This window comes from Antrihabitans stalagmiti (genome assembly GCF_016482825.1).
Taxonomy (GTDB): domain Bacteria; phylum Actinomycetota; class Actinomycetes; order Mycobacteriales; family Mycobacteriaceae; genus Antrihabitans; species Antrihabitans stalagmiti.
In genome coordinates this window covers 215,337-235,539 of the sequence record NZ_JAEMNV010000004.1, presented here as the reverse complement: position 1 = coordinate 235,539, position 20,203 = coordinate 215,337, and the positions used below count along the sequence as shown (strand labels likewise).

The 20,203-nt window shown below is 63.3% G+C and carries 19 protein-coding genes and 2 tRNA genes; 12 read left to right on the top strand and 9 right to left on the bottom strand.

What is annotated here, in order from left to right; all coding sequences use genetic code 11:
• Positions 1 to 53: 53 nt before the first annotated feature.
• Together JGU71_RS14145 and JGU71_RS14140 are read right to left on the bottom strand one after the other, a co-directional pair.
• Positions 54 to 1,949, bottom strand: coding sequence for an ABC transporter ATP-binding protein (locus JGU71_RS14145; RefSeq protein ID WP_199704796.1), 1,896 nt, complete (start codon positions 1,947 to 1,949; stop codon positions 54 to 56).
• On the bottom strand, positions 1,933 to 3,708 hold the full coding sequence (locus tag JGU71_RS14140; RefSeq protein ID WP_372433186.1) for an ABC transporter ATP-binding protein: 1,776 nt from the start codon (positions 3,706 to 3,708) through the stop codon (positions 1,933 to 1,935). The genes JGU71_RS14145 and JGU71_RS14140 overlap by 17 nt, the downstream gene beginning before the upstream one ends.
• A 312-nt stretch (positions 3,709 to 4,020) precedes the next feature.
• Between JGU71_RS14140 and JGU71_RS14135 the strand changes: the two genes are divergently transcribed.
• The 6 genes from JGU71_RS14135 to JGU71_RS14110 all read left to right on the top strand — a co-directional run bounded on the left by JGU71_RS14135 (position 4,021) and on the right by JGU71_RS14110 (position 8,054).
• Positions 4,021 to 5,166: a DNA cytosine methyltransferase gene (locus JGU71_RS14135; RefSeq protein ID WP_199705290.1), complete on the top strand. Its 1,146-nt coding sequence runs from the start codon at positions 4,021 to 4,023 to the stop codon at positions 5,164 to 5,166.
• A complete protein-coding gene (locus JGU71_RS14130; protein WP_199704795.1) occupies positions 5,163 to 5,990 on the top strand; it encodes a hypothetical protein in 828 nt (275 codons plus the stop codon). Before JGU71_RS14135 ends, JGU71_RS14130 begins: the two co-directional genes overlap by 4 nt.
• Before the next feature lie 22 nt (positions 5,991 to 6,012).
• Positions 6,013 to 6,423: a very short patch repair endonuclease gene (locus tag JGU71_RS14125; RefSeq protein WP_199704794.1), complete on the top strand. Its 411-nt coding sequence runs from the start codon at positions 6,013 to 6,015 to the stop codon at positions 6,421 to 6,423.
• Positions 6,424 to 6,439: 16 nt separating this feature from the next.
• Positions 6,440 to 7,126 carry a DUF998 domain-containing protein gene (locus JGU71_RS14120; protein WP_233529207.1) on the top strand — a complete coding sequence of 229 codons (687 nt, stop codon included), beginning with the start codon at positions 6,440 to 6,442 and terminating at the stop codon, positions 7,124 to 7,126.
• 13 nt (positions 7,127 to 7,139) lie between these two features.
• The gene (locus tag JGU71_RS14115; protein ID WP_199704793.1) at positions 7,140 to 7,526 is read left to right on the top strand and encodes a RidA family protein; all 387 of its coding nucleotides are present in this window, start codon (positions 7,140 to 7,142) and stop codon (positions 7,524 to 7,526) included.
• Between the two features lie 66 nt (positions 7,527 to 7,592).
• Complete coding sequence (locus JGU71_RS14110) at positions 7,593 to 8,054, top strand: SRPBCC family protein (RefSeq protein ID WP_199704792.1); 462 nt, start codon at positions 7,593 to 7,595, stop codon at positions 8,052 to 8,054.
• A gap of 54 nt (positions 8,055 to 8,108) precedes the next feature.
• On the opposite strand, the gene JGU71_RS14105 is transcribed toward JGU71_RS14110, so the two are convergent.
• The 3 genes from JGU71_RS14105 to JGU71_RS14095 form a co-directional block, all read right to left on the bottom strand.
• Positions 8,109 to 8,181: transfer RNA gene (locus JGU71_RS14105), tRNA-Arg, on the bottom strand.
• A 39-nt stretch (positions 8,182 to 8,220) separates the two neighbouring features.
• A tRNA-Ser gene (locus JGU71_RS14100) sits at positions 8,221 to 8,312 on the bottom strand.
• A 97-nt stretch (positions 8,313 to 8,409) separates the two neighbouring features.
• Positions 8,410 to 9,138: a dienelactone hydrolase family protein gene (locus tag JGU71_RS14095; protein ID WP_199704791.1), complete on the bottom strand. Its 729-nt coding sequence runs from the start codon at positions 9,136 to 9,138 to the stop codon at positions 8,410 to 8,412.
• A 121-nt stretch (positions 9,139 to 9,259) separates the two neighbouring features.
• Here JGU71_RS14095 and hisC point away from each other — a divergent pair, with 121 nt between their 5' ends.
• Both hisC and JGU71_RS14085 read left to right on the top strand, forming a co-directional pair.
• Complete coding sequence (gene hisC, locus JGU71_RS14090) at positions 9,260 to 10,348, top strand: histidinol-phosphate transaminase (protein WP_199704790.1); 1,089 nt, start codon at positions 9,260 to 9,262, stop codon at positions 10,346 to 10,348.
• Between the two features lie 109 nt (positions 10,349 to 10,457).
• Complete coding sequence (locus tag JGU71_RS14085; RefSeq protein WP_307829648.1) at positions 10,458 to 12,155, top strand: bifunctional metallophosphatase/5'-nucleotidase; 1,698 nt, start codon at positions 10,458 to 10,460, stop codon at positions 12,153 to 12,155.
• On the opposite strand, the gene JGU71_RS14080 is transcribed toward JGU71_RS14085, so the two are convergent.
• Together JGU71_RS14080 and JGU71_RS14075 are read right to left on the bottom strand one after the other, a co-directional pair.
• Positions 12,149 to 13,117: an alpha/beta hydrolase gene (locus tag JGU71_RS14080; RefSeq protein WP_307829647.1), complete on the bottom strand. Its 969-nt coding sequence runs from the start codon at positions 13,115 to 13,117 to the stop codon at positions 12,149 to 12,151. The two genes, JGU71_RS14085 and JGU71_RS14080, sit on opposite strands and share 7 nt — an antisense overlap.
• Positions 13,101 to 14,090: an alpha/beta hydrolase gene (locus JGU71_RS14075; RefSeq protein ID WP_199704788.1), complete on the bottom strand. Its 990-nt coding sequence runs from the start codon at positions 14,088 to 14,090 to the stop codon at positions 13,101 to 13,103. Before JGU71_RS14075 ends, JGU71_RS14080 begins: the two co-directional genes overlap by 17 nt.
• A gap of 181 nt (positions 14,091 to 14,271) precedes the next feature.
• Here JGU71_RS14075 and JGU71_RS14070 point away from each other — a divergent pair, with 181 nt between their 5' ends.
• Positions 14,272 to 14,760 (top strand): hypothetical protein, encoded by a 489-nt coding sequence (locus JGU71_RS14070; protein ID WP_199704787.1) that lies wholly within the window; start codon positions 14,272 to 14,274, stop codon positions 14,758 to 14,760.
• A gap of 37 nt (positions 14,761 to 14,797) precedes the next feature.
• Positions 14,798 to 15,649: a DUF1932 domain-containing protein gene (locus tag JGU71_RS14065; RefSeq protein ID WP_199704786.1), complete on the top strand. Its 852-nt coding sequence runs from the start codon at positions 14,798 to 14,800 to the stop codon at positions 15,647 to 15,649.
• Between the two features lie 4 nt (positions 15,650 to 15,653).
• Here JGU71_RS14065 and JGU71_RS14060 read toward each other — a convergent pair whose 3' ends face one another.
• Entirely contained in the window at positions 15,654 to 16,604 is a 951-nt protein-coding gene (locus JGU71_RS14060; RefSeq protein WP_199704785.1) for an alpha/beta hydrolase, read from the bottom strand.
• A 567-nt stretch (positions 16,605 to 17,171) separates the two neighbouring features.
• Here JGU71_RS14060 and JGU71_RS14055 point away from each other — a divergent pair.
• On the top strand, positions 17,172 to 17,750 hold the full coding sequence (locus tag JGU71_RS14055) for a sigma-70 family RNA polymerase sigma factor (protein WP_199704784.1): 579 nt from the start codon (positions 17,172 to 17,174) through the stop codon (positions 17,748 to 17,750).
• Positions 17,743 to 18,615, top strand: a complete 873-nt coding sequence (locus JGU71_RS30225; RefSeq protein WP_199704783.1) for an anti-sigma-D factor RsdA — start codon at positions 17,743 to 17,745, stop codon at positions 18,613 to 18,615. Before JGU71_RS14055 ends, JGU71_RS30225 begins: the two co-directional genes overlap by 8 nt.
• A gap of 357 nt (positions 18,616 to 18,972) precedes the next feature.
• Here the strand turns inward: JGU71_RS30225 and JGU71_RS14045 are convergent, their stop codons facing one another.
• Positions 18,973 to 19,953: an Abi family protein gene (locus JGU71_RS14045; RefSeq protein ID WP_199704782.1), complete on the bottom strand. Its 981-nt coding sequence runs from the start codon at positions 19,951 to 19,953 to the stop codon at positions 18,973 to 18,975.
• Between the last annotated feature and the right edge of the window lie 250 nt (positions 19,954 to 20,203).

The following is a 20,203-nucleotide window of genomic DNA, read 5'->3' as shown; positions in this document are numbered from 1 at the left end:
ACGCAGCGCCCGGCAGCACCAGCGGTGGCAAAGATCTTCCAAGTTCGTCCCATTCACACCAGCGACTCGCGCCACGCTGCATGCAAACGCGCAAATCTGCCAGAGCCGGCAATCAGGTCGTCCGGCGAACCGTCTTCGACTATGCGGCCGCCGTCCATCACAAGAACCCGATCTGCGATGGCGACCGTCGACAACCTGTGCGCGATGATCAGCGCGGTCCGGTCCCGGAGAACGGTTTCCAGAGCGCGCTGGACCAGCCGCTCGCTTGGAATGTCCAGACTCGATGTTGCCTCGTCGAGGACGATGACGGCCGGCGCCGCCAAGAAGACGCGCGCAAACGCGACAAGCTGGCGTTGCCCTGCCGAGAGCCGACCACCGCGACGCCGCACATCGGTGTCGAACCCGTCCGGCAGTGCCATCACTACGTCGTACAGACCCACTGCTCGGGCTGCGTCGTGCACATCAGAATCGCTCGCGTCCGGCCGACCGAGTCGGATGTTGTCGGCAACCGAGCCGGAGAACAGAAACGACTCCTGGTTGACCATGACGACATTGCGACGAAGATCGTTGTCGCTGATGTCGCGCAAGTCGATGCCGTCGAGTTTCACGACACCGCCCGACGGGTCATAGAAGCGGGCCAGCAGCTTCGCCAGAGTCGACTTACCCGCGCCTGTGGCACCCACGAGCGCGATGACTTGACCCGCGGGAATGTCCAGCGAGAACGACGGCAGGACGGGCTTGGCCGGATCGTTGGCATACGAGAACCAGGCCTTGTCGAATGTCATTGCCCCCGTTGCCGATCCGATAGGTTGCGGATGCAGCGGCTCGACGACCTCCGGCTCTTCTTCGAGCACTCCCGATATCTTCTCCAGCGCAGCAGCCGCCGACTGGTAGGAGTTGAAGACCTGCGCAAGCTCGTCGAGCGGACCGTAGAACCGCCGCAGGTAGAGCAGGTAGGCCGCGAGCACGCCGACCTCGATGTGGCCGTTGATCACTCGCCAACCGCCGACCACGAGGATGACCGCGGTCGTGACGTTGCCGATAAGTCGGGTCAGCCCCGTGTAGGTCGCCATACCGCGCAGCGCGTCGGCGTTCGCGGCCCGATACTGCGAATCCTCGCCCGCCAGAATCGTTTCGTTGCGGACCTCACGGCGAAACGCCTGCACCGCGCGAATGCCGCCCATCGACTCGACGAAGTGGACGACCACTTTGGCGATGGTGCCGCGGGTTCGGCGATATCCCGCACGCTGGCGACGCTGTGCCGAGCGAGTGACGTAGATCAGGGGAACGAAGCCTGCCATGACGACGAGCGCAAGCGGAACATCCAGGTACACGAGGATCGCCGCGATGGTGACCACCGAGAGGATCGCGCTGATGGCATCGTTGAGTGCGCTCTCCAGCAAGCTCTCCAACGATTCCAAATCGCTGGTCAAGCGGGAGATGATCCGACCAGACGTGTACTTCTCGTGGAAGCCGACGCTGAGTCGCTGCACGTGATCGAACACCCGCAGCCGCAGGTCGAAGAGAATGCTCTGGCTCAACTTGCCCGAGACACGGAGGAAGACATACGTCGTCGCAGCACCCAGCGCCGCCATGCCGATGAAGCCGCCGACCGCCCAGTACAGCGGACCCCAGTTGCCGCCGAGCGCTTTGTCGACACCTACGTCGAGTGCGTACGCGACGAACAGAGGTCCCGCGACCATCGCGACGTTGTCGATCAGGATGATCGCGAGCGCAAGCAACGCAGACCGCTTGTACGGCCGCACGAGCGACGCGAGCAATCGCCGAGAACGGCTCGCCAGCACCAGATTTCCGGCGGCGGTTATTTCCTTGTCCTCGTTCGCGACGCCACGCCACGATTCCGCGGCAGGTGCGGATGACTCCTTCCGAAGGTCGATCGGAGTCGGCTGGGTCGCCGTGTCTTTTCCGGCCTCAGCGGTGTCGGTCATCGTGCACACCTCCCATCAGGTTTCGGTATTGCTTCGATGTTTCGAGCAAGTGCTCGTGTGTTCCCGTTTCGGTGATGCGGCCGCCCTCGAGCACAGCCACTCGGTCCGCGAGTGCGGCCGTCGACGGTCGATGTGCGACAAGCAATGTGGTCGAGTGTTCGAGTACGCGTCGCAGCGCGGCCTGAACACGTTCCTCGGTGTCGACGTCGAGCGCCGAGAGCGGGTCGTCGAGAACGAGGATCCGTGGCCTCGACAGCACAGCCCGAGCGAGCGCAAGGCGTTGTCGCTGCCCACCGGACAGACTGAGCCCCTGCTCGCCGATCCTGGTGTCGAGTCCCCACGGCAATGCATCGACGAACTCCGTTGCGTGCGCTACTTCCAGCGCGTCGCGAACCTCGTCGTCGCTCACCTCGGGCCGGCCGAGCGCGACGTTCTCGCGCACACTCGCCGAGAAGAGCACCGGCTCTTCGAACGCGACCGCAACAATCGAACGAAGATCTTCCAAACGCAGCGACCTGATGTCGACACCGTCGACGGTGATCGACCCTGCCGTGACGTCGAACAGCCGCGGCACGAGGTTGAGCAGTGCCGTCTTGCCGCTACCGGTTGCTCCGACCAGCGCGAGAGTTTCACCTGGCCCGATGGTCAGCGACACGTTGTCGAGTTGAGCGCGTTCGGCATCGGGAAAGCGGAAGCCCACCTGATCGAAGCGAAGGTCGCCGCGTAACGGCGTGGGTAGCGCGCGCGGGGCTCTGGGCTCGTCGATGTCGATCGGCAGGTCGATGATCTCCCAGAATCGGTCGGCGGCAGTGCGCGCATTGTTGAGCTCGGCAAGCAGGAAGCCGAACGATTCGATGGGCCACTGGATGAACGTCGCCAAGGTGATGCCGGCAACCAACGTGCCGAGCGTCATCGTTCCGTCGACTATCGCGTGCGCTCCAACGGCCAGCATCAGACCGATCGACACAGCGGGCAAACTGACCATCACCGACCACAGGAACGCGCCGTAGCGAACCTTGAGCAGCTCGGTGGATTTCAGGTCGCGAGCCTGCCGGGTGAACAGACCGCCGACGTGCGCAGCGCGACCGAACGCCTTGACGACACGAATGCCCTGCACTGCCTCCTCGACCGTCGTCGCGACATCACCGGTCTGATCCTGGGCCCGCCGTGCTGCGACCCTGTACAAACGCTCGAAGCGAATACACAAGAACAGCAATGGAATTGCGATCGCCAACTGAACGAGTCCGAACTTGGGATCGAGTACGAACAGCGCGACGAATCCGACGATCACCGTCGCGGTGTTGATCACGATGAACGGCGCGATGAACGCGACGAATCTGCGCATCGTCGACATGTCGGAGATTGCCCGCGACAGCAGCTGGCCCGAATCCCACCCGTCGTGCACGCCGACCGACAGCGTCTGCAAGCGCGCAAAAAGCTTGGCACGCATATTGATTTCGAATTGGCTCGACGGGCGCGCGACCAGCCAACGGCGACCCCACACACCTGCGGCGTCGACCAAACCCAACGCGAGCACGACCAGGACTGGCAGCCACAGGGCGCCGAAATGGCGATCCGCAATGGGTCCGTCGATGATGCGGGCGGTGATCAACGGGATCACGATGCCGGTCATCATCGCGACGAACGACAGGAGGATCGACCCACCGAGCGGTAGGCGGAACTGCTTGATGTGCGGCCAGAAGCGGAGCAGCGAATTGCGGGTGTCCGGCTGCGGCTGCGGCTCGACGCCGGACTGCAATCGCTCGTTGTGCGCATCGAGCAGATCCCAATCCGGTGTTTGCACTTCCGTCGTTACCGACACCGAACACCCCAGACTTGTTGATTTCCCCTTGGCGAGATGGTCCCACCGGGTACCGACAGAACCAACCGATTTTCCGGTCGCCTCATTCCTGCAACAACAGTTTCGAACCTGAAGCTCGGTTGAGGTCAAGGCCTCGCGCTGCGTCGTTGCGCGATGTTGTCGGCGGGCTCGAGTAACGTTCCTCGAGAAGTCGTTGCAAGATCGCCGGAACTATCTGTCTCGAAAGGGTTGTGCGTGGCTGCCGCAAGCATGGTCGGGCTGTTCGCCGGAATCGGCGGGTTGGAGCTCGGGCTCAGCGAGCACGGCTGGCGCACAGAGCTGTTGTGCGAGATCGATGCCGGTGCGCAGGCAGTCCTGCGAGCGCGATTCACCGACGTTCCGCTGCAATCCGACGTCACCCGACTCCGGTCGTTGCCATCCGGAATCGAACTCGTCGCAGCAGGATTCCCCTGCCAGGATCTGTCCCAGGCCGGGCGTACGGCAGGCATCGGCGGCACCAGATCAGGGCTGGTCGACGAGGTTTTCCGCTTGGTCAAACGCAAACGTGGACCACGCTGGCTCCTGATCGAAAACGTGCCGTTTATGTTGGCCCTCGGCCAGGGTGCTGCGATGCGACACATCACCGATGCACTCGAAGAGCTCGGCTACACCTGGGCCTATCGAGTTGTCGATGCGCGCGCTTTCGGACTCCCCCAACGTCGCCAGCGGGTGTTGATGCTCGCGTCGAGAACCGACGATCCTCGTACCGTGCTGTTCGGCGAAGACGCCGCGCCGACCGAGATGGGCGACGCCGACGAGCACCCGTGTGGCTTCTACTGGACCGAAGGCATCCGCGGCCTCGGCTGGGCAGTCAACGCCGTGCCGACACTCAAAGGTGGCTCGACGATCGGCATCGCAAGTCCGCCGGCCGTGTTGTTGCCGTCCGGCGAGATCGTGACCCCCGGCATCGTCGACGCCGAACGGCTGCAGGGTTTCGACCCCGACTGGACGGCCCCCACGACCGATGCGCCAGGCGTTCGTCCAGGTCATCGCTGGAAACTGATCGGCAATGCGGTGAGCGTCCGGATGGCGTCGTGGGTCGGCAATCGACTCGACAACCCGATCCCGTACGACGCCACCGGCGAAACCCTGCTCGAGCACGGGCAACGCTGGCCGACCGCAGCATGGGGTAGCAAAGGCAAGGCCTACCGCGTCCACTGCTCGACCTGGCCGGTCAACGAACCCTACGAAGACCTTTCCGGCTTTCTCGACGACTCACGACTACTGTCGGCACGCGCAACGGCAGGTTTTCTTCGTCGCACTCGACGTGGCAACCTCCGCTTTCCGGCGGGCTTCCTCGATGGCGTCGAAAGTCATCTGGACCGTATGGGCGGCTACCCGGAAGTCGCCGCATGACCGACGGGCTGTTCCCGGTGCCCGCACCCAAATCTCTCGCACGCGCACTTCGCCTCAGCGGTACGAAACCCGCACCCGACGCAGACCGCGGCGAGAAGAAGAACTACGCGCAGCGCCTCTCGAATCATCTGGCGCAGACCGTCGCCGACGCACTTCGATCCCGCTACCCGGACATCACACCGACCGCGAGCGGCGCAGGCCAGGAAGCGACCGTCGACGTCGCAAAAGGCCGAAAACGGTTGGACGTCAAGTCGATCGACCCGACGCTCGGCCTGGTGCTGTGCGTGTCGATCAAGACCTACAGCTTCCAGGACTACAGCCCGACCTCGGGCAAACTGGGACGCTGGACCAAGAACATCGTCCGCAACGATCACGAATTGCGCGGCGAGGCAATGGTGTTGCATCAGCGTCAGCCGTACAGCGTCTTGGTTGCGGTGATGTTCGAGCCGTACACCACGTGCGACGACGGCGATCCGACGAAGGCGAGTGATATCGGCAAGTCGTCGTTCGCGCACCACGTCACAACGTTGGCCAAGCGAACGGGCCGCGGCAAACGGCCTGTGCTCGGTGGCGACGACAAACTGTGGGTCGACCTCGGCGCCGAAGACACCCGGCACGATCTGTTCGAAAAGGTCTACATCGGGTTGTACGACACCGAGGGTTCGGTTCGGTTTTTCGACGTCGAGAACGCGCCGCCGCGCAACGGCCGACCGCCGGAGTCGATCACGCTGTCCTTCGACGATTTCGTCGATTCCGTCCACGCGGAGGTGGAGCGGCGCAACCGATTCGCACCCACCTGGTCCGAACCGGAATCCGACGACTGACGAGCAGGCCTACCGTGGCAGGGTGCCGTCCACCGACCCAGCGACAAGCGCTCGGCTGAGCAAACAACGCCGTCGCGACACCAAACCGGAGGTGGCGCTGCGTCGCGAATTGCACCGGCGGGGACTCCGCTTCTTCGTCGATCGGGCGCCGCTGCCGGGACTACGTCGACGCGCCGACCTCGTCTTTCCGCGGCGTCGCGTTGCCGTCTACGTCGACGGTTGCTTCTGGCATCGCTGCCCCGACCATGCGACGGACCCCAAGAACAATGCCGCGTGGTGGGCCGACAAACTCGCCGCGAACGTGACGCGTGATCGCGATACCGACCACCGGCTGACCGCCGAGGGCTGGCACGTCGTCCGGGTGTGGGAACACGAATCGCCGGCCGCCGCGGCAGACAAAGTTCAAGCAGCTGTGGGCCGGGCTCTACCCTGAACGCGATGAGTACGTCATGCGCCGACGCATGAGGGCACTGCTGCGAGCAGGTCTGCCGATCCCGCTGATCCTTGGCGGGATCGCCTATTCGTCGTGGGTCCTCGAGTTCTTCATCGAAACCGGCCTCGATCCGCGCAATACGTTTCTGAGCGAACTGGATGCGGTCGGGCAGCGGTACCGCGACGTCTTCTCCGTTGCGGACTCGGTCACCGGCACACTCATGATTCTCGCCGCGCTGGCCGCGCTGATTGTGCTGCCGCGACGGCCGCTCACCACAACAGGCTGGATTGCCCTCACGGTTTTCGGAGCAGCCACGATCGCAGACTCCCAACTGCCGATCGGCTGCATCGCGACGCCCGAGCATCCGTGTAGTTCCGAGCCGAGCGGACTGTTCCCCCAACTTCATCACATCCATGCGCTGACCAGCACTATTGCCGTCAACGCAATCTTTGTCGCCATGATCGCGTTCACCGTCGCGGCATTCCGATATCGCATGTTTCGGGTACTGCGCCTAGTCGGATTGCTGCTTTTCGTCATCGCTTCGGTGACGACAGCGTGGATGTTGATCGCCGACAACCTGGACGGTGCCTACAGCCTCGGGTACGCGCAGCGCGGACAGGTCGGCGCGATGTCGCTATGGATAGTCACCCTCGGCGTAGCGGTGCTCGTCGGAATTCGGTCGCCTTCTCCTACCGACAGCTAGTTTGATCAGCGCCATGAGCAATCGTATAAACGTGTCGTCGCAATCGGAGTGGGAAGGGCCCGTCGGCTATTCGCGGGCTGTCCGCGTCGGCCAATTCGTCTGGGTCGCGGGGACGACGGCCGCCTCACCCGACGGATCGGCTGTCGGCGGAGCCGACATCGGCGCGCAAGCACGAGAAGCGTTGAAACGAATCGTCGCCGCCTTGGCCGAGGTGGGCGCCGGACCCGAGAACGTCGTCCGGACGCGGATGTTCGTCACCGACATCAGCAGGTGGGAGGAGGTCGGCCGCGCGCACGGTGAAGTGTTCGCAGAGATCCGTCCCGCGGCGACGATGGTCGAGGTGAAAGCGCTGATCTCACCCGATTTGCTGGTAGAAATCGAGGTTGACGCAATCGTCTGACTGCAAGGCTTGCATCGAGATTGGGTACTGTGACGCCGGTCAGCACGATCGAATGGGAGACGACGGATGGTCCACGTGCACAACGAGTCGACGTTCGCGATACCTCGCGAGTACGCCTTCGACTACATGTCCGATCTGCGCAACGGCGGCGAATGGATCTTCGGCATCACCAAGCTCGAGGTCGTCGGTGAGCCCGTCTACGGCCTAGGCACCGTGTACGACGGCGGCATGAAGCTCGGACCCAAGACTTTGCATTCGGTGATCAAGGTGGTCGAGTTCGAGCGGCCGGGAAGCTACCGCACCGACTACGTTTCAGGTTTCGAACTCCGCACCAACTGGAAGATCAACGAACTCGGGCCCGAGCAGTGCGAGGTTGTCGTCGACATCAACTACGAACTGCCCGGCGGCATCGCGGGCAAGGCCCTCGGCAAAATCATCGAACCCTTTGTCGCCATCGCCATCCGGCACTCGGATGCGACGGTCAAGAAGAAGCTCGAGTCCGAGTACAAGGCGTCGAAGGCGTCCTGACACCGCGCTGAACAGCAAAACACCCCGCCACCAATGGTGACGGGGTGTTTGTTGTGCGCCCGAAGGGATTCGAACCCCTAACCTCCTGATCCGTAGTCAGGTGCTCTATCCGTTGAGCTACGGGCGCGAGCTAATTCAGTTGTAGTCCAGCAACGATCACCGGATGTGGCGGAGGCGAGAGGATTTGAACCTCCGGTCCCTTTTAAAGGGGACAACTCATTAGCAGTGAGTCCCATTCGGCCGCTCTGGCACGCCTCCCGAGCTTCCCTTGAAGAGGAGCCGGTCCTTTCGAACCGCCGAGGGGAAAGGTTACACAGACCCGTCGCAGTACGCAAAACGCCTGCGTACAGGCGTTCTAGCGCAGGTTGCTGTCGAACCAGTCGAAAATTCTGGACTGCGCGTCGAGGAGGACGTCAGCACCGCTTTCGAACTCTTTACCGATGTCACCCGCCGCAGTTTCCTCGTCGGCTCGATGGCCTAGTCCGGCATAGCTGACGACGTTCGTTGCGACGGATGCGGTGGCGACAGCGTCACGTAGGCGCTCGACATGCTCCGACGGCGTCTCCGGATCGTCGAATCCGTAGAGCGCGAGCCACGGCGCCTGCAAAGTCTGAACCGCGTCGAGCAAGGTCTGGGCGCCCGCGGTGATCGGTTCGACGATGCCCCTGGCCGCGACACTGACGACAGCGCCTACGGGCCTGTTGGTCGCCACAAGAACGGCAGCTGTTCCCGCGTCGTCGAAGCCGAGCACACCGATGCAGTCCGCGAACACACCTTTGGCTCTGAGCCAGTCGAAGGACGCGTCGAAGTCACGGAAGAGGTTGTCGCCGAACACCTCGGCAGCCGAGTCTTCCGGTTCCCGATGGAAGAGGTGCGGCGCGACGGCAATCCAGCCTTCGTCAGCGAGAGCCCGCATCAAGCCGAGCAGCGCTGGTGTGAAGTCCCTCGACTCGTGGAGTACGACGATCCCGCCGCGAGCGTGGCCGTCCGGCTCGATCGCACTGACCGGAACGGTCCCCGGCGATGCGGTCTCGTCCCCATCGTTCGTACGCTCGACAGCAGTGTCTTCGAAGATTCCCGACATGCAACAAGCCTAGGGCGATACGCAACAACGCGCCCGAAATACTGTTGCCGGCCGAAGAAACCCCCTCGCGCGGAAAAGGCCTGCCCGAAACGCACACGGCGGCGCCCTTCATACTTGGCTGGTGACAGCACGAATTCGGCCGGACCTCGCGTCGATCCCCCTCTACGTTCCCGGCCGGGATTTTCCGGGTGCCTACAAGCTGGCGAGCAACGAAACGACACTCGGACCGCTGCCGAGCGTGGCCAAAGCTGTCGCAGAAGCGGTCGAACTGGCGCATCGCTACCCGGACAATCGGTCGACCGAACTGGTCGCCGCACTTGCCGAAGCACTCGATGTGCCCGCCGAGGGCGTTTCCGCAGGCTGCGGCAGCGTGGCTATCTGCCAGGAACTCGCGCAGATCACCTGCGTTGCGGGCGACGAAGTGCTCTACGCGTGGCGGTCGTTCGAGATGTATCCGATCGTCACGCAGGTCGTCGGTGCGACAGCGGTGACCGTTCCACTCACCGAAGGTCACGTGCACGACCTCGACGCGATCGCGGCGGCCGTCACCGATCGCACCCGGCTGATCTTCATCTGCAATCCGAACAATCCGACCGGAACAGCGGTCGGCCAGCGCGCGCTGGAGTCGTTCCTCGACCGAGTCCCCCCGCACATCCTCGTCGTGCTCGACGAGGCGTACTTCGAATACCAGCGCTTCCCGGAAGGCGACCGGCCGGACGGCGTCGAGCTGGGGCGAACCCGACCCAATGTCGTTACGCTGCGGACTTTTTCGAAGGCCTACGGCTTGGCGAGCATCCGCGTCGGCTACGCGGTCGGCGATCCTGCCGTCATCGCCAATCTCGGCAAGGTGCATGTGCCGTTCAGCGTCAGCCGCGTCGCGCAGGCCGCTGCGATCGCCTCGCTGCAATCGCAGGCCGAACTGCTCGAGCGCACCGACGCCGTCGTCGCCGAGCGCGTCCGGGTGCGCGACGCGCTGGTCGGCGCTGGGTACGACGTTCCCCCGAGTGAAGCAAACTTCGTCTGGCTGCCACTCGGGTCGCAGTCCGCTGACTTTTCGGCTGCGAGCGCTGCCGCAGGTGTGCTGGTTCGGCCCTACGGAGTCGACGGGGTCCGTGTCACGGTCGGCGATCCGCACGAGAACGACGCATTCCTCGAGTTCGCCACCAACGCCGCGAGCCGGCGCTTCGCCGATGTGTCGGCAAACCGCTGAGACAGGACTGACACAAGTCGCTGATCTGAAACGAAAATGTAACTCGCACTTGGAGTACCTGTAAGCGTCGGCTTGGCAGACTTCGACAGGTGGGCGAAAGGTGGTGCGTGTGCTCGGTCGCTTGACGACAGTCTTCGCGTGCGCCCTCACAGTCGCCGGTTTGCTCGCGCCCACACCCGCCGTCGCACAGTCGACCGACACGGTCGACGTCCGTTTGCTTGCGTTCAACGATTTCCGCGGCAATCTGACGCCGCCCGACGGTAGTTCCGGCGTCATCGAGCAGGTCGACGGCTCCCCCGTCCCTGCAGGAGGCGCTACTTACCTCGCGGCGTATGTTGGCCAGCTGCGCAGCCAAGCGACCAATTCGCTGCTCTACTCCGTCGGCGACAGTTGGGGTCCGTCGGCGTTGGAATCGTCGCTGTTTCACGGCGAGCCGGTGGTCGAGATGCTGAACTCGATCGGCGTCAACGCCTCGGGCATCGGCAATCTCGAACTCGACGGCGGATTTTCGGAGTTGCAGCGGTTGCAGCGCGGCGGCTGCCACCCCGTGGACGGTTGCACGTTCGACACAACCTACGACGGCGCCTCGTTCCCGATGCTCGCCGCCAACCTCACCCTCGCCAACGGCTCCCCTGCGACGCTGCCGTTCAACGTCGACTTCGTCGAGGGCATACCGGTCGGGGTGATCGGGGTCCTGCCTCGCGACGCCGGTCAGTTCATCGCCGCCGACCGCGCGACCGGACTCACCTTCGGAGACGAACTCACAGCGATCGACCGCACCGCCGACCTACTCGACTTTTTCGGCGTGAAGGCAATAACCGTCCTGCTTCACAAAGGCGACGAATCGGGTCCGGGCGGTCCGGACACCTGCAATCTCACCACCAGCGCTGCGCGAACGATCGCGGAGAAGGCCAGCCCGAAGGTCGACGTGATCTTCACCGCGGCGGGCAATCGGCAGTACAACTGCACGGTTGCCGACCCGATGGGTGCTCCGCGCGCGTTTATGCAGGGCGCTTCCAACGGCAGAGGCGTCTCCGTCGTCGACATCAACATCGACAGGGACAGCCGCGACGTCCTGCGTGATCGGACGAGTTCGTTCAACCAGATCGTGACGCGCGACATCACGCCGGACCCAACCGTGTCAGCGCTGGTAGACCGCGCGACCGAGAAGGCGTCGGCCATAACCAGCCGCCAGATCGGGCAGATCACCGCCGATATTGTTCGCGACGAATCCAGGACGGGTGAGTCACCACTCGGCAACCTCGTCGCTGATTCGCATCTCGCGGCATCCCGGTCTGCGGGCGCCGACGTCGCGCTGACGAATGCAGGCGGACTGCGAGGCGACCTCAACGTGATTTCGACGTCACCGGTACCAGGATCGGTCAGCTTCGGTGAAATCTTCGCCGTCCAACCGTTCGGCAACCAGTTGCAGGTGCTGACCATGACCGGAGCGCAACTCGACTCCGTCCTCGAGCAGCAGTTCCGGCCACCGGCGGACGGGCCCGCGGCTCGGGAAATCCTCGCGCCGTCGGCGAACCTTCGTTATCGGATCAGCAATTCAGCACCGCTAGGAGCGAAGGTATCCGGGTTGACGATCGACGGCATTCCGGTGGATCCGGCCGCGGCCTACCGCGTCGCTGTCAATCAATACCTCGCCGACGGCGGTGACAACTTTGCGGGATTCACAACCGGCACCGACCGCACCGACGCCGGCAAAGACGTCGACGCTCTCGTCGACTACGTCACTGCCAATTCTCCGATCGAGCCGCCGGCAACCGACCGGATCGCGTGCGGAGACTGCTACTGACCAAGTCCGGCAGCAAGCGTCGGCCAGGAGTTGGCGAGTTCCTGCGTCCAATACGGCCACGAATGTGTCCCGACAGGCCGATGGTTCACCGTTGCAGGGATACCGAGTTCGGCCAATCGGCCGGCCAATTGTTGTGTGCACTGATTGGTGATCGCTTCGATCGGCCCGCCGAACAGGACGGAATTCAGAGCGTCGGGATTTGCGAGGTTCTCGAACGGCCCCGGTAGACCGCTTCCCGCAGAGATGTAGATCGCCTTCCCACGCAGTCCGTCCGCGTTGCCGATCACGTCGTGCGCCGCCCACTCGGGATCGGTCGGCGGACCGAACATGTTGTCGGCGTCGCCGCGGAAACTCGCGACGACCAGTCGCATCTGCGCCTGACCGAGATCGTCGGTCGTTGAATAACAACCGCTGTACGACGCGACGGCCGAATAGACCTGCGGGGCTCTGAACGCGAGCATCATCGCCGCCTGCGCACCCATCGAAATGCCTGCCACCGCGTTGCGACCGTTGCCGTCGAACGCCGAATCGATCAGCGGCGGAAGCTCTTTCGTCAGAAATGTCTCCCACCGGTAGGTCCCGAGGGTCGGGTCCGCCCGCTGCCAATCGGTGTAATAACTTGCCGTTCCGCCGACAGTCATAACGACGTTGACGTCCTTGTCGGCGAAGAACTCCACAGCGCCGCCGCGATCGGTCCAGTGACTACCCGAACTGTCAGCGCTACGACCGTCAAGCAGATAGACGGTCGGGCGCGGCGTCGACCGATTCTTCGGATGCAGTACCTGCACTTCGACGACCGAGCCCATGGCCGGCGAGTCGACGAACACTCGAACCCAGCGGTCGGTGATGGATTCGACACGATCGATGGTCGCAACGGGCGCGGCCGACGCGTGCTGCACAGGCACAAAGAGCATCGTGACAGCGGCGATCGCCGCAACTACTGCGCTAGCTCGTGAGCGCACTCTCGATCGTCGGCCAGGCGTCATGCAGGTCATCTTGCCAATACGGCCACGAGTGCGTTCCGATCGGCCGGTAGACGAACTGCGCAGGGATGCCGAGCGAATCGAGTCGACTCTGGAATTCCTTTGTGCAGATCAACGCACCGACCTCGAGCGGAGCACCTTCCGACAGCACTGTCGCTGCGTCGATGTCGCCTTGAAAGTCGTTGTTGCCGGGCACTCCGTTGCCGACCGACATGTAGAGGACCTTGCCGCGCAACCGCTCGGCGTTCGTCCACGGATCGTGAGCCTGCCAGTCGGGGTCGGAAGCGGGTCCCCACATGTTGGTCGCATCGCCCCCTCTCGACGCCACGGTCACGCGGACGAGGTTCTGCGACGCCGGCGAGCCTGTGTCGGGGCACGCGCTGAATACGAAGGAGCCACGGTAGAGGTCGGGGTTACGCGAGGTCAGGATGAGCGCCGCCTGCCCACCCATGGACAACCCGCCGATCGCTCGAACCCCGTTGCCGTTCATCTCTCCGTCGATGATCGGTGGCAGTTCCTTCGTGAGAAACGTCTCCCACATATTGACCCCGAGCGCGGGATCCGCCTTCTGCCAATCGGTGTAGTAACTCGCCATACCGCCGACCGGAAGGACGACGTTGACGTTCTTTCCCGCAACGAAATCGACGATGTCGGTCTTCTTTGTCCACGAACTCTCATCGTCGGTGCTGTCGACGCCGTCCAAGAGATAGAACGACGGACGTGGCCCCTCCGACGCCGGGTGCAGGACCTGTACCTGCACAATCCTGCCCATCGCCGGCGAATCGATGAACAATGCGGACCGCGTCGGCGTCAACTCGTCGACCGAGACGACGGTCGCGGGTCCACCGGGTCGTGGCAGCGCCGGGATCGGCGCGCCGACCGCAGAGGGAACTCCCCCAGAGAGCACGAGCGCCAACGCAAGACTGGCGGTCGCGAAAAATCTCCGGCCCATCGACGTACTTCCTTCACGGCTCGTAGCCGGACCACGGTAACGCAAACGGTAGGTTCGAGAAGGAAATATGCACAATGGAAGTGCGAAGGCACGAACGCTGACGGTAGAGGTGGAGATCGCAATTTTTATTCTTTTGCTCATTATCTGCACATGTACCCTCGCGGCGCTGATCGTACTCATCGTGCTCGCGCGGCGACTGCTGAGCCGAGACGAGCCGCACACCACGCAAGCGGTGCTCACAGGCGCCCGAACGGTAGGCCGCGGGCGGATACTGACCGTGGAGATCGTCAATCCGCTCGAGGTCGCCGCAGCTAACAGCTGGATCGGCGGTTTCGCCGGCAACTTCGCTCCGTCACTCGTCACGAAGATCGTGTACGAGAAGGCCGCCAAGATCATGCAGGACGAACTCGGCAACCACGGCGTCGAAGCTGTCGTGGAGATCCGGTCCGCTACCGCAGGCGCAACGCCGAAAGCACCCGCAGCCAAGTCTCCGGAAAAACAATCGAACGGCTCGAAGCAGCCGGCCAAGTCGACGGCACCGCCTGAAACGCCTGCCAGGAACGGCAGCAAATCAACCCCGTCGAAGACCGGTTCGGCACCGAAGAACGGTACGACGAAGACCGAACCCGCACCCGCCTACGTCCGCGAATTCGAGCCGGACGAGGTCTAGCCGAGCCCCGCTCCCCTGCTAGCGGATGATGCTTCCCATGAGCCCGATCGTTCTCCCGTCCCGTCCCGTCATCGGGATCCTGCACCCCGGCGTGATGGGTGCGTCCGTCGGTTCGGCGCTCAAGCCTGTCGCCGGGGCGGTGATCTGGGCAGCGGCCGGGCGCAGCGTCACCACGTCGAAGCGGGCTGAGATCGCCGATTTCGTCGGTGTACCCGACCTGGCCGAACTGGTCCGTCGTGCCGACGTGATCATTTCGGTGTGCCCGCCGGACGCTGCTCGCGGTGTTGCAGAGCAGGTTGCCGCCGCGGCAGGCGATCGCCGACCCCTCTATGTCGACGCCAACGCCGTGTCGCCTGCAACCGTCGCTGGCATCGGTGACCTGTTCGGGGCTGATCGCACCGTGGACGCGGCGATCATCGGTCCACCCGCGTGGGAGCCGGGGCACACGGTGTTGTGGCTGGCCGGCGAGCAGGCACCCGTCGTGGCGGCGCTGTTCGACGGTTCGCCGTTCACGGCTCGGGTCCTCGACGGCGAGATCGGGTCGGCGAGTGGATTGAAGGCATGCTTCGCGGCGCAGAGCAAAGCACTGCCGACGATCTGGCTGGCCATCGCGGAAGCCGCTCGTGCCTACGGGGTGCAGGACGAGCTACGCGACGAACTCGCACGGACCGGCAAGGACCTCACCGCCCTGCTGCAGCAGCTCGACGACCGCGCTGCAGGGAAAGCATGGCGATGGGTCGGTGAGATGGAAGAGGCAGGCGACGCGTTCGCGGCCGTCGGACTGCCCGATGGGTTCTCCCGAGCTGCCGCGCAGATGTATCAGCGGATAGCAGACGCCGATCCGGTGGACCTGGCCAACAGTTGGGGTCTGCGCGGCCGAGCGGTCTGAGGCGTCACGCCCCGATCGCGGACCCGATCATCGGCCACGAATCGTGCAGGTCGTCCTGCCAGTACGACCACGAATGTGTGCCCAACGGCCGGTAGGCGAAATGCGCGGGGACTCCCATGCCACGCAACCGTTGCTCGAATCCGACGACGCATGCGAAGACCATCGCCTCGACAGGTCCGCCGGTCAGGATGTTCTCGGCCAGCTGTGGTTTGAGTTCGAGCTCGTGCGGGCCGGGAAGGCCGGTGCCCGTCGAGATGTAGAGCGCTTTGCCTCGCAAGCGGTCGGCGACGAGCGCGGGGTCGTGATCTCGCCAGCCTGCACCATTGATCGGTCCCCACATGTTGGTCGGATCGCCGCCGCGCATCGCGATGGACGCGACGATCGCAGGCATCGACATCGCGGTATCCGGGCAGGCACTGAATCCCGCGACTGCGCGATACAGCCACGGATTGCGAGCCGCCAGAATGAAGGCGCTGTTGCCACCCATCGACAACCCGCCGATCGCGTTGACGCCGTTGCCGCCGAACTGCCCGTCGATGATCGGTGGCAACTCCCTGGTCAGGAAGGTCTCCCACTTGTAGTTGCCGAAGCGCGGGTCCGGGCGGTCCCAGTCGGTGTAGTAGCTGGCGAAGCCGCCGACCGGCAGCACGACGTTCACGTTCTTGCCAAGAAAGAACCGTTCCGCGTCGGTCGCGTTGGTCCAGGTGCTCTCGTTCACCCCGGGATGCAAGCCGTCGAGCAGGTAGTAACTCGGGCGCGAACCGCCGCCTGCCGGATGCAGGATCTGCACCTGGACTACCTGATTCATGGCCGGCGAACGGACGAAGACGGCGGTCCGCGTCGGGCTCAAGCCGACGACGTTCACAACCTCTGCTGCGTTCGCCACCTGCGGCGATGCCACCGCGCCGACCAAGCCTGCAACCATCGCAACGACCAACAACAGCACTCTGCGCATCCGAAAACCCTCCCCAACGACCACCCGGAGCGTCAAAACTAACCCAGACCGGCTGGGGAGAACATTGCTTGGGACAACGATCGAGGAGCAGACGGATAACGGCTGGTTGATCTGGCCGGGCAGGCGTTGATCGTCCTTGGTCGCGTGTTCGTCCAATTCCGAGCGCCGCCGGATTCGGACGCAAATTCGACCGAAAGTATGGTTTCGACGCCAATACCGACCGGATTGTTAACGCGGCACCCATTCCGAAATGCCCGTTTTCGTAAACGGCTGCAAGTGAGTTACGTGAATCACATTCGCGTGTCGAGACCGTCTCGATCAGGCATTTCGGGCATGTCGCGCGATAGCCGAAGCGCTCCCCGCCACGTCGGAACCCGACTGCCAGCCACGCCCAAATTCGTTCGATCGCAATCGAACCCGATGCGGCGAGCGTCGTCGTCCGTGGTATCGGCAGGTTCGTGATCGGGAGGTGGCACAGCGGTGACTATGGTTAGTAACGTTCCGTAATTCTGGGAAGCACGCCTGTCTGATGAGCGTGTCACTGTAACGCCGGGAAATACTCTGTCGATGACTAATACGGGTGAGGAGTTGGACGCCGCAGTTGCACTAGCTGCAAACGGCGACCGATCCGCTCTTTCCCAAGTGCTGGAGATTGTCCGGCCGTTGGTTGTGCGCTATTGCAGAGCCAGGGTCGGGTCGGCGGAGCGTGGGCAGCTCTCCGCTGACGATGTGGCTCAGGAGGTATGCCTCGCTGTGATGACAGCATTGCCGCGGTACCAGGACCAAGGTCGACCGTTTATGGCCTTCGTCTACGGCATCGCGTCTCACAAGGTGGCCGACGCTCACAGGAGCGCATCGCGAAACAAGTCCGACCCGATGGCAGATGTCCCCGACGTCATCTCCACCGACAGCGGACCCGAGCAGCACGCTCTCGATTCAGAGGCCGCGCGACAGATGAACACGCTCCTCGCCACACTGCCTGAACAGCACCGAGAAATACTTATACTCAGGCTCGTCATGGGTCTATCGGCAGAAGAAACCGCCACCGCGGTGGGCAGCACAGCGGGAGCGGTGCGTGTCGCTCAACATCGAGCGCTCGCGAAACTCAAGACAAGAGTGGCGACGGTGGGTGAAACCAATGGCTAGGGACAAGAACCGCGGCTTCGGTGCGGACCCACAGAACGGCGCGTCGAGCGTCGAAGCGCCGATCGATATCGCCGCCGTCCAACGTGACGACGCCCTCATCGACGCGATCGTCAACGGCGAGGCGTTCGACGACGACAACGACATTGCTGCGCTGCTTTCGAGCTGGCGCGCTGACATCGTCGACGAGCCTCTGCCAGCAGGACCCGACATAGACGAAGTGCTTGCGGCGATCCATCAGGAGATCGGCGCCAAGCGCACCCGCGACCGTTCGTCCCGGGTGCTCCGGATGGTTCGTCCGCTTGCAGGTGTAGCCGCGGCAGTCGCCTTGGTCGGCGGCGGCATGACCGTTCTTTCCTACAACGCCGAGCCTGGCGATCCGCTGTGGAACGTGAAGCAGGTCGTGTTCAGCGATGCCGCCGACTCCACGGTCGCCAACATCGATACCTCGACCTACCTGCACGAAGCCGAGCAGCTCATTCAATCCGGCCGACCCGACGAGGCGAAGATCCAACTCGCGGAAGCATCCTCGCGTGCCAGCGATGTGAACGACACCGCAGCACACGACGTGCTTATGGAGTGGTCGACTCGGCTCGAACAAGAGCTGAATCAGAAGCTGAACCCGACCACCGTCGAGGCAACTGTTGCGGCGAGCGCAACTCAATCAGCGGCGGCGACAACCGCGACGTCGACTGCCGACCCGAGTAACGCAGCGACGTCCGTGAGCCAGGTGCCGCCGGAGACACCGACGCAGACCCCGGTGCCCGCGCCGAACCCGACGATCGATTTCCCACCGCTGCCGACACTGCCACCGCTGCCGACGCTTCCCCCACCACCGTGGGAGCAGCAGCCGCCGCCGGCTGGCTAGATTTCGCGAAGAACCCCGTCGCCTGAGGTGGCGGGGTTCTTTCGTTCCGGCGGACTCGAAACCGTGGAGCGAATGTGGCATACGTACCCCTCGGCGGGACCGATGTCGCATCGGCTCCGAGCCGGAGCGGGATAAGAGTGGCGCTGACACCACTGGACGACGTGAAGGTGCCCCCGACACCGCAAAACTTTGGCGGAAGCGGAGGGATTTGAACCCCATTCGACCCTCTGGTCAGAGGCCCGATTCGCCGTCTAGCTGCACAAACACATCACTGTAATTCACCTAGATTCACCATGTTTCGTGGGCAAGTGTGGGCAGAATGTGGGCACGCAGGCGGCATGCTGGACGCAGTCGGCGCTACCGTTTCGGTTCGTAGTTCCAAATGTCGAAACTCTTCCACCCGGTGGGGAAGCCCATGACAGCCTCGGTAACCACACCATCTCGAAGCGGAAGTTTGCTGACGACTGTCTTAAAAGATCGAGGCCAATTGGTCTCGGGTTTGGAAAGTGTCACTATATGCGCGCTCAGTGCCGCTGCAGTGTAAATCCGCTTCCTATCGTCGTCGCCCAACCTCGACAAGTGCGTTAGCGCAGCGGGGACCTGTTGTTCGTGCACGGCTGGAATCCCGTACACCGCGATCCGGTTCCATATCCTGTCGTGGTGTGCGCAGTGATTTCGCACATTGTTGAGCCGGATCAGCCACTTATGCAACACGTTGTGGCCCTTCACTCCGAAATGATCCGAGATCCGCCGCTTGTCCTGCTTGTCGAGCATTCCGTACAGCCGGACAAGCTGACCGAACTCTAAGATCTCAACCGCCACCCAGATCGGTAATTGGCCGTCGTACTTTTCGCGAAAATGTCGAATGAAGTCCTCGTTCTGAGAGTCAGAGGCGCGGCGCTCATACCGGTCAATCCAGTCTGTATGCACGTCTTTCTCGTGGGTGCCACGCCGTCCTGCGCACTCACCTTCGTCGAGATGAACCCGGTCGAGGTGACCGAATCTTTCGCGCTTTCCGAGAAAATAAGCGACCTGAACGCGGAGCGCTACCTCTACGATCTCTGCGGCTACGAGCATCTGCGCTCGCAGTTTGCTGTCGAAATCGCATAGTTCCACGACCTGTTCGAAGGTCGCACCTGCGATGAACTCGTCACACCGTTTACCCGGGCGATCTGGGTCGAAGCGCCGGAATGGGTAGGAGTAGGCGGACAACCGGTAGTAGCCGATTCGTTTCAGCGCCTGCACGGCTGCACGATCGTCCTCGCAGCCCAACCCTCGCGACTTCATGAGCGCAATTTGCTCGTTGAAATTGCGATGGGGCTTGTTGTACTCCGCCACTGGCGCAACTGCTCCCAAAAGAAAACCGGCCCTTGTTAGCCGGTGACACGCAGTCGGTGACTAACAGAGGGGCCGGGGTTGATGAATAAAAGGTACCCGCGTCGCGCCAAGGTCGTCAAAGGCAGGTCCGTCTCCCGGCCTGGTGCTAGATAGCCCTTAAATGGCTCACAGCGCCCTCGGTAGGCGCGGGTCCAGAAGGCGGTGTGGCCGTAGCGGCGTTCGGCCGTCAGCGCCCAAGACGGACGCCCCT